The organism is Bacillus sp. SYZHCR11 (assembly GCF_057196865.1).
This window is the reverse complement of the sequence record NZ_JBXUND010000004.1, coordinates 74,616-86,985: the sequence shown is the minus strand read 5'-3', so window position 1 is coordinate 86,985 and position 12,370 is coordinate 74,616. Positions and strand designations below refer to the sequence as shown.

At 37.0% G+C, this 12,370-nt stretch carries 13 protein-coding genes and 5 pseudogenes; 12 read left to right on the top strand and 6 right to left on the bottom strand.

Annotated features, from left to right (window positions below; translation table 11 throughout):
- Positions 1–392 precede the first annotated feature (392 nt).
- Both AC2CGA_RS15200 and AC2CGA_RS15195 read right to left on the bottom strand, forming a co-directional pair.
- Positions 393–1,340 (bottom strand): alpha/beta hydrolase, encoded by a 948-nt coding sequence (locus tag AC2CGA_RS15200; RefSeq protein WP_043866855.1) that lies wholly within the window; start codon positions 1,338–1,340, stop codon positions 393–395.
- Positions 1,341–1,421: 81 nt separating this feature from the next.
- Positions 1,422–1,841, bottom strand: a complete 420-nt coding sequence (locus AC2CGA_RS15195; protein WP_024084916.1) for an organic hydroperoxide resistance protein — start codon at positions 1,839–1,841, stop codon at positions 1,422–1,424.
- A 411-nt stretch (positions 1,842–2,252) separates the two neighbouring features.
- Here AC2CGA_RS15195 and AC2CGA_RS15190 point away from each other — a divergent pair, with 411 nt between their 5' ends.
- From AC2CGA_RS15190 to AC2CGA_RS15180, 3 genes and pseudogenes are all read left to right on the top strand, one after another.
- The gene (locus AC2CGA_RS15190; protein WP_003156155.1) at positions 2,253–2,690 is read left to right on the top strand and encodes a MarR family winged helix-turn-helix transcriptional regulator; all 438 of its coding nucleotides are present in this window, start codon (positions 2,253–2,255) and stop codon (positions 2,688–2,690) included.
- A gap of 140 nt (positions 2,691–2,830) precedes the next feature.
- Positions 2,831–3,184 (top strand): annotated as a pseudogene (locus tag AC2CGA_RS15185) (cystatin-like fold lipoprotein); the annotation flags it as partial.
- A 125-nt stretch (positions 3,185–3,309) separates the two neighbouring features.
- Positions 3,310–3,735: a MaoC family dehydratase gene (locus tag AC2CGA_RS15180; RefSeq protein WP_003156152.1), complete on the top strand. Its 426-nt coding sequence runs from the start codon at positions 3,310–3,312 to the stop codon at positions 3,733–3,735.
- A 264-nt stretch (positions 3,736–3,999) separates the two neighbouring features.
- Here AC2CGA_RS15180 and AC2CGA_RS15175 read toward each other — a convergent pair whose 3' ends face one another.
- The 3 genes from AC2CGA_RS15175 to AC2CGA_RS15165 form a co-directional block, all read right to left on the bottom strand.
- Complete coding sequence (locus AC2CGA_RS15175; RefSeq protein WP_278269457.1) at positions 4,000–4,341, bottom strand: MmcQ/YjbR family DNA-binding protein; 342 nt, start codon at positions 4,339–4,341, stop codon at positions 4,000–4,002.
- 54 nt (positions 4,342–4,395) lie between these two features.
- Positions 4,396–4,578: an AAA family ATPase gene (locus tag AC2CGA_RS15170; protein ID WP_278269458.1), complete on the bottom strand. Its 183-nt coding sequence runs from the start codon at positions 4,576–4,578 to the stop codon at positions 4,396–4,398.
- Between the two features lie 95 nt (positions 4,579–4,673).
- Positions 4,674–5,117 (bottom strand): Rrf2 family transcriptional regulator, encoded by a 444-nt coding sequence (locus AC2CGA_RS15165; RefSeq protein ID WP_052587164.1) that lies wholly within the window; start codon positions 5,115–5,117, stop codon positions 4,674–4,676.
- Between the two features lie 198 nt (positions 5,118–5,315).
- Here AC2CGA_RS15165 and AC2CGA_RS15160 point away from each other — a divergent pair, with 198 nt between their 5' ends.
- Together AC2CGA_RS15160 and cspC are read left to right on the top strand one after the other, a co-directional pair.
- Positions 5,316–5,954 (top strand): NAD(P)-dependent oxidoreductase, encoded by a 639-nt coding sequence (locus tag AC2CGA_RS15160; RefSeq protein ID WP_083058734.1) that lies wholly within the window; start codon positions 5,316–5,318, stop codon positions 5,952–5,954.
- A gap of 556 nt (positions 5,955–6,510) precedes the next feature.
- A complete protein-coding gene (gene cspC, locus AC2CGA_RS15155; protein WP_003156143.1) occupies positions 6,511–6,714 on the top strand; it encodes a cold shock protein CspC in 204 nt (67 codons plus the stop codon).
- A gap of 601 nt (positions 6,715–7,315) precedes the next feature.
- Here cspC and AC2CGA_RS15150 read toward each other — a convergent pair.
- Positions 7,316–7,477 (bottom strand): annotated as a pseudogene (locus tag AC2CGA_RS15150) (CarD family transcriptional regulator); the annotation flags it as partial.
- A gap of 195 nt (positions 7,478–7,672) precedes the next feature.
- On the opposite strand from AC2CGA_RS15150, the gene AC2CGA_RS15145 reads away from it, so the two are divergent.
- From AC2CGA_RS15145 to AC2CGA_RS15115, 7 genes and pseudogenes are all read left to right on the top strand, one after another.
- Positions 7,673–7,933, top strand: a complete 261-nt coding sequence (locus tag AC2CGA_RS15145; protein WP_003156141.1) for a metal-sensitive transcriptional regulator — start codon at positions 7,673–7,675, stop codon at positions 7,931–7,933.
- Positions 7,934–8,100: 167 nt separating this feature from the next.
- Positions 8,101–8,583 carry a DsrE/DsrF/DrsH-like family protein gene (locus AC2CGA_RS15140; protein WP_003156140.1) on the top strand — a complete coding sequence of 161 codons (483 nt, stop codon included), beginning with the start codon at positions 8,101–8,103 and terminating at the stop codon, positions 8,581–8,583.
- A 45-nt stretch (positions 8,584–8,628) separates the two neighbouring features.
- A pseudogene (locus AC2CGA_RS15135) lies at positions 8,629–8,997 on the top strand (rhodanese-like domain-containing protein).
- Positions 8,998–9,111: 114 nt separating this feature from the next.
- Positions 9,112–9,632 (top strand): annotated as a pseudogene (locus AC2CGA_RS15130) (rhodanese-like domain-containing protein).
- A 22-nt stretch (positions 9,633–9,654) separates the two neighbouring features.
- Positions 9,655–10,762: pseudogene (locus tag AC2CGA_RS15125) on the top strand (MBL fold metallo-hydrolase); the annotation flags it as partial.
- 33 nt (positions 10,763–10,795) lie between these two features.
- Complete coding sequence (locus tag AC2CGA_RS15120) at positions 10,796–11,023, top strand: sulfurtransferase TusA family protein (protein ID WP_003156135.1); 228 nt, start codon at positions 10,796–10,798, stop codon at positions 11,021–11,023.
- Positions 11,024–11,082: 59 nt separating this feature from the next.
- Positions 11,083–11,859, top strand: a complete 777-nt coding sequence (locus AC2CGA_RS15115; RefSeq protein ID WP_015388660.1) for a sulfite exporter TauE/SafE family protein — start codon at positions 11,083–11,085, stop codon at positions 11,857–11,859.
- The last annotated feature ends 511 nt before the right edge of the window (positions 11,860–12,370 follow it).

The window sequence follows — 12,370 nt, the reverse complement described above, 5'->3', positions numbered from 1 at the left end:
AACATTGACGCAAGAACGAAGAGAAATTAAAAGGTCCGGGCAATACAGCAAAATAAGAAGCAAGAAGCTTTGTTATGCCGGTTCTTCTCCCGAAGGAGAGCTGGCTTTTTATTTTCTGTATGAGGTCCAAAGCAGAAAACGAGAACTTGTACGCTAACTAATCAACAAAGGTTTTTTGGATATGAAGAGGGTGAACTGGTGAAAAAACGGAGTTTGTTGTGGAGTTAGCTTTGCAATTAGGGACATCTCAACAACAAAATAATAACCAGCCCGATTAAAAAGCTCATCAAAAGTTCCATTATTCCAATATACGATCCACTCAATTATTTGAGTGGATCTGTTTGTTTTTTATTTATTTGCAGCAGTCTCTATGTGACGAAACAATAAATGGATTAAAACCCTTTACGCAGCCAGGTTGCGGCGAGATCAATTGCTCCGCGAGCAGCTTCAGTTTTAGCTAAGGCGTTGAGCATCACGAAATCGTGAATGATACCTTGGAAACGTACGGCAGTGACCGGAACACCAGCTTCACGAAGTTTATTGGCATATGCTTCTCCCTCGTCACGAAGTACATCAGCTTCAGCTGTGATAATCAATGCAGGTGGAAGCCCTTGAAGCTGCTCAGCAGTTGCACGCAGAGGTGATGCTGTAATTTCAGCACGCTCGTTCGAATTGGTTGTGTACTGATCCCAAAACCACATCATCGCGTCCTTGCGTAAAAAGTATCCTGCAGCAAACTGGTGATAGGATTCCGTATCGAAAGAAGCGTCTGTTACCGGATAGAAAAGTAATTGTTGCCGGATATTCAAGTCACCTCGTGCTTTGGCCATTAGCGTGACAGCAGCAGCCATATTGCCTCCAACACTATCACCTGCAATTGTTAGACTCTCGGGAATCATGCCGTTCTCACGGCCATTTTCAGATGCCCACTTCACTACTGCATAAATTTCTTCAATGGCTGTCGGATATTTTGCTTCTGGAGATAAGGTGTAATTTGGAAAGACAATAGCAGCTTGTGCGCCGACTGCTAGCTCACGGATGAGCCGATCATGTGTATGCTCATTACCAAATACCCAGCCGGCCCCATGAATGTACACGATGACAGGAAGGTGCGCAGGCGCATTCTGCGGGCGCATTATTCTTACTGATACCTGTCCGCTCGGTCCTCCTGAAATCATAACATCTTCAATATCAACTGGCAGTTTATCAATTGGGGCAGATTGAACCTCATCTACAGCTTCTCGTCCTTTCTCAGGTCCAAGGTCGAATAGATAGGGTGGGTTCGCGGTTGCTTCTGCAAATTCTTGAGCTGCTTTTTCTAATTGTACTTTCTTTAACATCAATCTCACTCCTTATTTGAAGGCTGGTCACCTATATGTTTTAATCAAATTTTTTGCCTATTGATCTTGGCATCTTTCGTCTTACATTGCTGTTGTAATGATTTGTACATCAATATTTCCGCGAGTAGCTTTAGAATATGGACATACTTGATGAGCTGCATGTGTTAATTCTTCCGCTTGCTCTTGAGATACCCCTTGAATTTCCACCTCCAGAACAACTCCGATTTTATAACCATTATCACTTTCATCTTTTAATAAACTTACTTTACCGGTAACAGCTGATTCGATTTTTAATCGTTGTCTCTGGGCTGCTAAATGAAGAGCACTGTCATAACAAGCTGAATAGCCTGCCGCAAATAATTGTTCTGGATTTGTAGCCGTGGATACTTGATTTGGTTTTGGCATAGCTAAATCCAAATCAATAATAAGATCATTAGATGTTACATGACCTTCTCTTCCGCCTTTTGTTGTAGCTTCTGCTGTAAAATATACTGTCATCATCAAACACTCCTATAAATTAAATTTAACACAATTGAATTTTAATCAATCTAATCAGCGTTGTCAATTAAATTTTTTGAAATTGAATTGCTCTCAATTGAAATTCGCAATTAAAATTCTCTAAATGAATGATTAGACTAAAATAAAGAACAGTTTTCGGCAGTTTAAAGTTAGTGTACATAATAACCATATTGAGAAGGTGGCTCAATAAATCTATGAGTCGGTCTAAACAATATAGTGGAAGTATCTATATCGGTCATAATAAGAATGTACCTCAAACACATTTTGGTTATAAATAAAGTTTCCATGTATATAAGTTATGATTAATTAAATTGTCAGTCATTCAATTTCACTTAATGTAATTCTTATGCTATTATGTGTAGTAATGAATATAAATATTGTGAGGGATTTAACATGAAGAATGATAAATTACTGTTAAGTAATCATCTATGTTTTGCGATTTATGCAGCTTCTCGTGAAATGATAAAGTTATACCATCCTCTCTTAAAAGAATTAGGAATTACGTATCCACAGTATTTGGTTCTTCTTGTTTTATGGGAGAAGGAAAAAATATCTGTTAAAGGTTTAGGCGAAGAATTATATCTGGACTCCGGAACATTAACTCCAGTTTTAAAACGACTTGAGGAGCGAGGTCTTATTATAAGAGAGCGTTCAAAAGAGGATGAACGAAGTGTAATTATTACGTTAACAACTGAAGGGAATGAGTTTAAAGAAAAAGTCACAATGATACCTAATGCAGTATTTGATAAAACCGGTTGTAATGAAGAAGAAATTAAAAGTTATAACAAGGAAATTCGTAATTTACTTCACATGCTGACAACTGAGCAATAGTTTTATGAATATAGATGGTAGGCCAAGCGGGTGAATAACCTGCGGAGGTTCAAGTCCTCTCGGCCGATCCCTATGATACCAAGGGTTTTGACACCTTTTGTATTTTTTGTTTATAGACTTACTATAGTAGGTCGTATGATTTGTCAGCCACCTTCATCCTTCTGCTGACTGCGGGCAGCGGTAGTAAATAGGATAATGCAATTAATGAAGTGATTAAGCAGGAGAAGAAAGTCAGAAAAGAAATGCGAGCAGATTCAGATGAGTACAAAAGAGATAACGCCATAATTCGTGTATATGATGACGGGAAATATATTCAACTTGCGTTTTATCAGCCAGAAGAAAGTTCTCGTAGGCTGACTGCTTATTCTTATTATGAGAAGCTTGGAGATTCTTATGAGGAAATGGCACATATGCCGGGTGATGGTGATGGCGACCGCCTTGGTCTTTATAAGAAAACACCTGATTATAAAGAGGTTAAAGGCAAGGAAACAAAAACAATGTGCTTGTTCATTCCTGATAGGGGAACAATTGTTTTACCGTTAAGTTGTTGTGTGAGAGCCAGTATGTTAAAATGCTACGTAGATTTAATAATAAAGTTTAGATTCAAGGAGATTTATTTATGAAGTTGGATGAATTTACCATCGGGCAGGTTTTTCAAACTAAATCTTTTGAATTAACAAAAGAGAATATAATGAATTTTGCAGAAGTGTATGATCCACAGTACATGCATTTAAATGAAGAAAAAGCAAAAATGGGCAGGTTTAATGGAATTATTGCTTCTGGAATACAAACGTTATCTATTACTTTTAAGCTTTGGATTGAAGAAGGGTGTCATGAAGACGATATTATTGCTGGGACAGGAATGAATAATATAAAATTCCTAGCACCCGTTTACCCTAATGATAAACTGAACACTATTGTTAAGGTTATTGATAAAAAACCAAATAAAAGCCAGACGGGGATACTTACTGTATTGTTATCTACCTATAATCAGAAAGAGGAAAAAGTGTTTGAAGGTGAGTTATCAGTATTAATTAAACGCTAAATGACCTTTGCGGCATATCATCGTCACCTTTCATTTTTTATAGGTGTCTGGATGAAATGAGCAATCATCTTAATTAATTGAGTGGACTTTGAGTCTGCTCTTTTTTTATTTGTTCAACCTATGTCGAGAAACAAAGGACTCACAATAACGAAAAAATCATCTCGTAAATACGAATTTAAAAATTGCTACCTTGAGGTTTTTTGCATATTCCTCTGTATCATTGCACCGGATGAATATCTATAATGAGCGTTCTATCCTTCGATGTTATGTTTCCTTTTTCCTTTTTGGTTTTGTCAGTTCAAAGCTGTACTTTACCATGTCATGGATTTGATGCTCTGGGAGTCCCTCATCTAAGGTAAGCGTATTCCAATGCTCCTTGTTCATATGGTATCCGGGCTTGATTTCTTCAAAAAGACCACGCAGAAAATCAGCCCTTTCAGGTTCGCATTTAAGGTTGACACATAAGTGTTCGTCGCGAGTGAAGATAAGTGCAAATATTTTCTTATTCCCTTTGTGCCGAATTGCAGTCCAACCATCTCCAAAAGGGTGGTCTTCATAAGAGTTTGGAAAGGTTAGGCAGTAATCTTTTATTTCATCATAATTCATTATCAATTCACTCCATACCTCATTATTTTTATATACAGAACATATTCGTTCAAACTAAGATTTGCGGTTTCTTTTATACCAATCCGAGATTTCCTCAAGTCTTTGTGAACCTTGGGTTGTTGGATAGTAATACTCACGCCCTATTAAAGAATCTGGCATCGTGTGCATTGTCGTTAATTTTTTCTCTTTATCATGAGCATTTTTATATCCCTTACCGTAATCTAAATCTAAAATCAATATCAATTCGGGGCTGGATTCAATATGATCCAGTCCCTTTTTGTTTTATTGATTTTTCTTATCCCCAGTCTGATAAAAGATTTTCTGTGAATCATTTAACAATTATCGGCCGATTTTTCTTTTTCGATAATATCCTTTACCACATCCTCAATTGTTATATGTCCAAGAGCTTTTTCCAAGGCAGATTGGGCGAGTTCAAATATTGGACCAATTGTACTTTGTATGTTCCGGCCTACAGGACATTGAGGATTGGGATTTTCATGTATACTAAACAATTCTTTATCTTGAACAACATTAACTGCTCTATAAACATCAAGTAAGGTGATTTCAGTTAAATCTTTCGCTAATTCAGCTCCTGCAATACCTGGCCGTACATTTACTAAACCTGCTTTTTTCAGCATCCCCATAATTTTTCTTATTAAGGCGGGATTTGTATTTACACTTCCAGCTAAAAATTCAGAAGTGCTGATTCCGTCTTCATTTATTTCAATAAGAGCCAATATATGAATTCCTACAGCAAAACGGCTGCTAATAGACATGATTTCTTCACCATCCTAATTACTTTACACTCTTTATAGTACACTTGTAACTGAATGTATTACAAGTTTATTTCACTCTAATATGCTCAATTAACAAGGTGATAAAAGTATTGACAAACAAATAAGGTGTAACTAAAATTATTACATGTAATCAATTTGGTTACATTTAAAATTTTGAATGATTAGGAGGACTTTAAATTGAAAATTGGAATCATTGGTGCAACCGGAAAAGCTGGAAGTCTTATCTTGAAAGAAGCGGTAAGCAGGGGACATGAGGTAACTGCAATTGTAAGAGATGCTGCAAAACTTAAAGAGGAAAAGGTTTCAATCATTGAAAAAAATATAATTGATCTGACATCGGATGATCTAAAAAAGTTAGATGTAATAGTTAATGCCTTCGGAGCTCCATTAGGAGAAGAACAGGCACATGTAGATGCTGGCCGGGCATTAATTAGGGCATTAAAAGGAATAGGTACAAGAGCAATAATTGTAGGCGGAGCAGGGAGTCTTTATGTAGACGAAAATAAAACTGTCAGTGTAATGGATACACCTGATTTCCCGGAGATTTTTATTCCAACAGCTAAAGGGCAAGGGCGTAACTTGCAAGAACTAAAGGAAACTTCTGATATGAACTGGACATTTATCAGTCCTTCAGCGGTATTTGACCCAGACGGGAAAAGAACTGGATTTTATCAGTCAGGAAAAGATCATCTTCTTGTGAACTCGAAAGGCGAAAGTTATATCAGCTATGCAGACTATGCAATTGCAGTATTGGATGAAATAGAAAATCCAAAACATATAAATGAACGCTTTACAGTGGTGGGAGAAGCTGAATAAGTTACTGAGTATAAACAAAGGGCGCCATTAGCGTCATCGCTAATGGTATCTTCCTTTTAAGAATGTACGGAGACATTGAAAACTTTGCAATCAGAGTAGCTGATTATTTTTATGAAAAAGGGGATTTATCACGTTCCAATGAATATTATCGAGCTGATGACAGAGTAGGAGCTTAGTGAGTTGGATCAAAAAATAAATAGCTCTGACTAAAACCTTTGCGGGTTAGTTAGAGCTTTTGTAAACCCACTCGTTTTCGTGAGTGGGCTTTTTGAAAATACACCTATCAACATGATATTTATTATTAAGTACGGTAAGGGGTCCGTCAAAACTTCTAAATTCCAAATGAAGGTTCTCACTAAAAAACCTGCCGCACGTTTAACAAATAAGACCCTGAATGAAACATGATATTAATTTGCAGTTATTTCCGTTTCGTGCTATGATAAAGGAGAATTATTTTTGTTCGTGTAAAGGATAGTATGAATATCGACTTTTCGTCTTGATGATACTTTGGGCAAGGATAGTAATACAATGTGTAATACACTAGGAGGCAACAAAAATGGAACAAGGTACAGTTAAATGGTTTAATGCAGAAAAAGGTTTTGGATTTATCGAACGTGAAAATGGAGACGATGTATTCGTACACTTTTCTGCAATCCAAAGTGACGGATTCAAATCTTTAGACGAAGGTCAAAAAGTAACGTTTGACGTTGAGCAAGGTGCTCGTGGAGCTCAAGCTGCTAACGTTCAAAAAACTGCTTAATCTTCAATCGTTTATACAAACAGGCTCTTTATATAGGGCCTGTTTTTTATGTTCTCTGTATCATACTGAATAAAAAACCCTACTCAACGTTCGAGTAGGGACAGATGCTACAAGGTAAGAAAAAGGTTTAAAACCTCAAAGGATTGTTTACAGTATAACATACCGGATTGACGATATGTGGAATATATATAGATGATTTGTTTTTATGTTCTCAAGGTAACGGTATGCTATTCTTTGTTACAATTCGCATATCTTTTTTATGAAATAAGATAAACAACTGCTATTCACTGTCGCAAGAGATGTAAGAAATTCTGAAAGATAAAGGGGAGAGTGGTTGTTTTTTCTTCCGGAAATAATCACTTAGACCTAAAACAATGAAAGCCCTGCCTCTCTTCCATCCTTACGGCTCCTTGTCCGTGCCAGGGTGAATCAGGATTACAAAAATCAAGTGACTATTTCATCGAGAATTCAAGTGTTCGTTGAAGAAAAAAATATAACAGATTAGATTGAGGAGTAATAAAAGCGGTTAATGTTTAAAAAGTAAGTTGAAGAAGTTGAACGTCTGATCGTAATACTCTGAAAAACTTATCTGTCATTAACCTTAACAGAAACTTTTTATTTGTTTTTCAGTGATTCCTTTAATGACTTCCAGTTCACTAATCAAAAATTCATATGCATTATCCAACATTTTTTTTTCGCTTGAATTAAGTGCTTTTTCTTTCTTCATACGCATTAAATCACGTACAACTTCAGCGCCTTCTTGTGATTAAACAGGGGATACTAATATTAACTCTTTAAAATCATTCTCATGCCGTCTTGAAAATTGACAGTATACCTGTAAGGGTATAATATTGATTCACAAACATTATCTAGTTAATAATGTAGTGTGATAAAGCGCAGTATGAAATGATAGTGGATAACATGCAAATATATAAATTTCAAAGAAGGAGTTCAACGCATGGAATATGATCAAAAGATTAAAAATCGCTTACGCCGGATAGAAGGACAGATAAAAGGTGTATTGACCATGATGGAACAAGGAAAAGATTGCAGAGAGGTTGTGACCCAATTAGCTGCTTCACGTAATGCGATCGATCGAGCAATGGGTTTGATTGTGAGCACAAACCTTGAACATTGTGTTCGTGAAAGTTTAGAAAAGGGAGAAGACACACAACACTTAGTAAAAGAAGCGGTCGACTTATTGGTAAAGAGCCGATAAAAAAATTCATCAACCTATCATCTTTAAGGTTGACGAATTTTTATATTTATTATAATATACCCCTGCCGGTATTTTATATATTGAATTGAATAATAGGAGATCTTTCGAAAAAATTTTTAATTTCAATATACCCCCCAGGGTAATTGTGGTTAATCAGGAGAATAAACATGACAAAACAAACAAAACGCACAACAATTGTTTTATTTAGCGGGGAATATGATAAAGCAATGGCAGCCTATATTATTGCAAATGGTGCTGCTGCCTACGATCATGAAGTGACGATCTTCCATACTTTTTGGGGATTAAACGCTTTACGTAAAGAAGAGCTGATTCCAGTGAAAAAAGGATTTCTTGAAAAAATGTTTGGAAAGATGATGCCTCGCGGTGCCGATAAGATGGGTTTATCTAAAATGAACTTTGCAGGTATGGGCCCTAAAATGATTAAAAATGTGATGAAAAAGCATAATGCACTTACGTTGCCTCAGTTGATTGAGATGGCTCAAGAACAGGGGGTAAAGCTCGTAGCTTGTACGATGACAATGGATCTTCTTGGTTTACAGGAAAAAGAACTATTAGATGATATCGACTATGCTGGTGTAGCTGCTTATTTGGCAGATGCTGAGGAAGGCAATGTCAACTTATTTATCTAATGTTATCCATTGCAAATTGAATAAGTGAAGGGGGGATATAACACTATGAATAGCGGAGTAATGTTCAATACTTTACTCATTTTATTTTTACTTTGGATCGTATTTCGACGTTTTTTCCCATTGCATGGTGTTAAACAAATAACAACTGCTGATTTAAAATCGGAGGCGGAAAACAAAGACAAACAGTTTATAGATGTGTGAACTTCTTATGAGTTCTGTACAAGGCATATTAAAGGATTCAAAAAAATTCCTTTGTCTATCTTGCCTCGTCAAACTCATCAACTTTCGAAAGACAAAGACGTCTTTGTGATCTGCCAAAGCGGAATGAGAAGTGTAAAGGCAAGTAAAATATTGAAGAAACAAGGGTTTAAAAACATCACAAATATAAAAGGCGGTATGAATACATGGTATTAACATCCAGGGAATAACTTTTTGCATATTTATATACCCCCGCCCCTATATAAGAAAAGGAGGAAAAAAACCGTGAAAGCAAATATTGTATTAGACGCTAAAGGTTTGTCATGCCCAATGCCTATCGTAAAAACAAAGAAGAAAATAAAAGAATTAAAAGCTGGTGACCTATTAGAAATTCAAGCAACAGATAAAGGATCGGCGGCAGATCTGCAAGCATGGGCAAAAAGCTCAGGCCATGAATATCTAGGTACTGAAACAGAGGGAGAAGTCCTTCGTCACTTTCTTCGAAAAGGAGGAGAGCATTCATCAGAAAATGCATCTTCCATTCCTGAGATTTCATTAGAAGCTTTCACACAGAAAGTGGATCGTGATGAGTCTCTTCACATTTTAGATGTACGAGAGATAGAGGAGTATGAAGAAGCCCATATCCCCGGAGCGGTGCATATCCCTCTTGGCGAAGTGGAAAAGCGCTTTAACGAATTAAACAAAAATGATGAAATTTATATTATTTGCCATTCAGGAAGAAGAAGTGAAATGGCAGCTCACACCATGAAAAAACAAGGTTTTAAAAGGTTATTAATGTTATTCCCGGTATGCGGGACTGGACAGGTAAAACAGAAAAAGGAGGTATGTAAACATGACCGTGCAAGCACTTACCGCAAAAGAAGTCACACAAAAAATCTTTCACAAAGAACCTTTATTTATTTTGGATGTACGTAATGAAAATGACTTTAGCGATTGGAAGATTGAAGGACATGATTTTGACCATTTAAATGTACCGTATTTCGATCTTTTAGATGGCGTAGAAGATATCTTGGAGAAAATTCCTTCTGATAAAGATGTGCTGGTCGTTTGTGCAAAAGAAGGTTCATCTGTCATGGTATCCGAAATGCTTTCTGAAGCAGGTCATTCTGTATCCTATCTTAAGGGCGGAATGAAAGCATGGAGCGAACATTTAGAGCCGGTAAAAGTCGGGGATTTAAAAGATGGCGGTGAGATGTATCAGTTTGTTCGAATCGGTAAAGGCTGCCTATCATACATGGTCATTTCCAATGGTGAAGCGGCGATTATTGATGCGACGCGTATGGTAGATTTCTTTTTGGATTTTGCGAAGGAGAAGAGTGCGACGATTACTCACGTATTTGATACACATCTTCACGCGGACCATATTTCAGGCGGCAGAGTCATTGCTGAAAAAACAAAAGCAGCCTACTGGTTACCGCCTAAAGATGCTGAAGAAGCGGTATTCGATTATCAGCCGTTGGAAGAAGGGAACGACATGACCATCGGAAATACAAAGATTAAAATTCAACCGATTTATTCTCCGGGGCACACGATTGGTTCCACTTCTTTCATTGTCGATGATCAGTATCTTCTTTCAGGTGATATCTTGTTTATTGATTCAATTGGCAGACCAGACTTAGCCGGTATGGCAGAAGATTGGGCAGGAGATTTAAGAACAACGCTTTATAGCCGTTACAACGCGTTGTCACAGGATTTAATTGTATTACCGGCACACTTTATGATCATTGACGAGCTAAATAAGGATGGAAGTGTTGGTAAAAAACTAAGTACATTATTTAGCGAGAACCATGGTTTGAACATTGCGGATGAAACAGAATTCAGACACTTAGTAACAGATCATTTGCCTCCGCAGCCAAATGCATACCAAGAGATTCGAGAAACAAACATGGGGAAAATCAGCCCAGATGAAGAAAAACAGCGTGAAATGGAGATTGGTCCAAACCGCTGTGCAATACGGTAACTCAAGTTTCTATTAAAAAGAGGAGAGATGAACATGAAATCAGATAAAGTATTAGACGCAAAAGGCCTGGCATGCCCAATGCCAATCGTCAGAACAAAGAAAGCGATGAATGAACTGGAATCAGGTCAAATATTAGAAGTGCATGCAACAGATAAGGGAGCTAAAAATGATCTTGCAGCTTGGTCTAAATCAGGCGGGCATGATCTTTTAGAGCAAACTGATGAAGGCGATGTATTAAAATTCTGGATTAAAAAAGGCTAATGAATGTGAAAGGGTATCGAATACAAAGATGCCCTTTTTCTTTGAAAGGAGGAACCAAAATGGATATTGCTTTTATCACAACTCTTTTCATTATAGGGTTTATTGGTGCCTTTATTTCCGGAATGATGGGTATTGGCGGATCAGTTATTAATTATCCAATGCTATTATACATTCCTTCTTTAGTGGGAGTGATGTCATTAACTGCCCATGAAGTTTCAGGGATAGGGGCTATTCAAGTTTTCTTTGCGACACTTGGGGGTGTTTGGGCTTATCGTAAAAGTGGTTTTTTAAATAAAGCATTAATTATGTACATGGGAAGCAGCATCCTTTTAGGGAGTGTATTGGGGAGTTACTTTTCTCATTATATATCTGAAAAAGGAATTAACTTTATATACGGAATTCTGGCTATACTAGCAGTTATTTTAATGTTTATACCTAAAAAAGGACAAGAACATAGCGAAGACGAAGAAGTGATATTTAATAAATGGTTGGCTTCGTCCCTAGCGTTTCTCATTGGCGGCGTATCAGGTATTTTAGGAGCTGGCGGCGCCTTTATCCTGGTTCCCATTATGTTATCGATTTTAAATATCCCTGTTAGAATCACAGTCGCTTCATCTCTTGCGATTACATTTCTTTCATCTATTGGCGCAACAGTTGGAAAAGTAATCACGGGCCAGGTTCTTTTTACACCGGCTCTGGTTCTTATGATTGCCAGTTTGATTGCTTCTCCTATTGGCGCATCTGTTGGGCAAAAAGCAAATACAAAATTCCTGCAATGGATTTTAGCGCTATTAATAAGTGCGACAGCTATTAAAATTTGGTTAAAGCTCCTTTGATATGAGTCAGCGGGTAAAATGAAAGATTAAAAGATTCATCACCCGTTGGTTTCTTATTAATTCTTTTTGATAATGGTGACTTGGGCAAGTCTTGACTATAGTACCGTGAAAAACATTTGACTTAGTTGCGTCCAGTATTTTTTTGCATTTAGGACAGCGTTATGGAACACTATAAACCTGTACGTTTTAAAACGAAGATGGTGATTTTAAGTAACATGGCACCCAAGACATGTCATGTAACTTTCTGGTGATGAAAAAAACGACTCCATTTTTACTCCACAATATGAATAAATCTTTGTAAAATAACATGATCAATATAAACAAACACTAATATATAAAGGTTTTGTAATAGAAAACACAGTTTCACTTTATTGATGGACCAGCGGGTGAATAACCCATGGAGGTTCAAGTCCTCTCAGCCGCATTAAATGATACCAAGGGTTCTGACACTTTTGGTATTTTTTTGTTTGCGGCTGCGCCGTTACTTAAAGCAAGTCGTCTGGTTTCCAGC

Bases quoted from the DNA above. Each gene is read 5' to 3' on its own strand.
- AC2CGA_RS15190 (WP_003156155.1), top strand. From the start codon at position 2,253: ATGAAGAATGATAAATTACTGTTAAGTAATCATCTATGTTTTGCGATT.
- AC2CGA_RS15180 (WP_003156152.1), top strand. From the start codon at position 3,310: ATGAAGTTGGATGAATTTACCATCGGGCAGGTTTTTCAAACTAAATCT.
- AC2CGA_RS15120 (WP_003156135.1), top strand. From the start codon at position 10,796: ATGAAATCAGATAAAGTATTAGACGCAAAAGGCCTGGCATGCCCAATG.
- AC2CGA_RS15140 (WP_003156140.1), top strand. From the start codon at position 8,101: ATGACAAAACAAACAAAACGCACAACAATTGTTTTATTTAGCGGGGAA.
- cspC (WP_003156143.1), top strand. From the start codon at position 6,511: ATGGAACAAGGTACAGTTAAATGGTTTAATGCAGAAAAAGGTTTTGGA.
- AC2CGA_RS15145 (WP_003156141.1), top strand. From the start codon at position 7,673: ATGGAATATGATCAAAAGATTAAAAATCGCTTACGCCGGATAGAAGGA.
- AC2CGA_RS15200 (WP_043866855.1), bottom strand. From the start codon at position 1,340: ATGTTAAAGAAAGTACAATTAGAAAAAGCAGCTCAAGAATTTGCAGAA.
- AC2CGA_RS15115 (WP_015388660.1), top strand. From the start codon at position 11,083: ATGGATATTGCTTTTATCACAACTCTTTTCATTATAGGGTTTATTGGT.
- AC2CGA_RS15195 (WP_024084916.1), bottom strand. From the start codon at position 1,841: ATGATGACAGTATATTTTACAGCAGAAGCTACAACAAAAGGCGGAAGA.
- AC2CGA_RS15165 (WP_052587164.1), bottom strand. From the start codon at position 5,117: ATGTCTATTAGCAGCCGTTTTGCTGTAGGAATTCATATATTGGCTCTT.
- AC2CGA_RS15175 (WP_278269457.1), bottom strand. From the start codon at position 4,341: ATGAATTATGATGAAATAAAAGATTACTGCCTAACCTTTCCAAACTCT.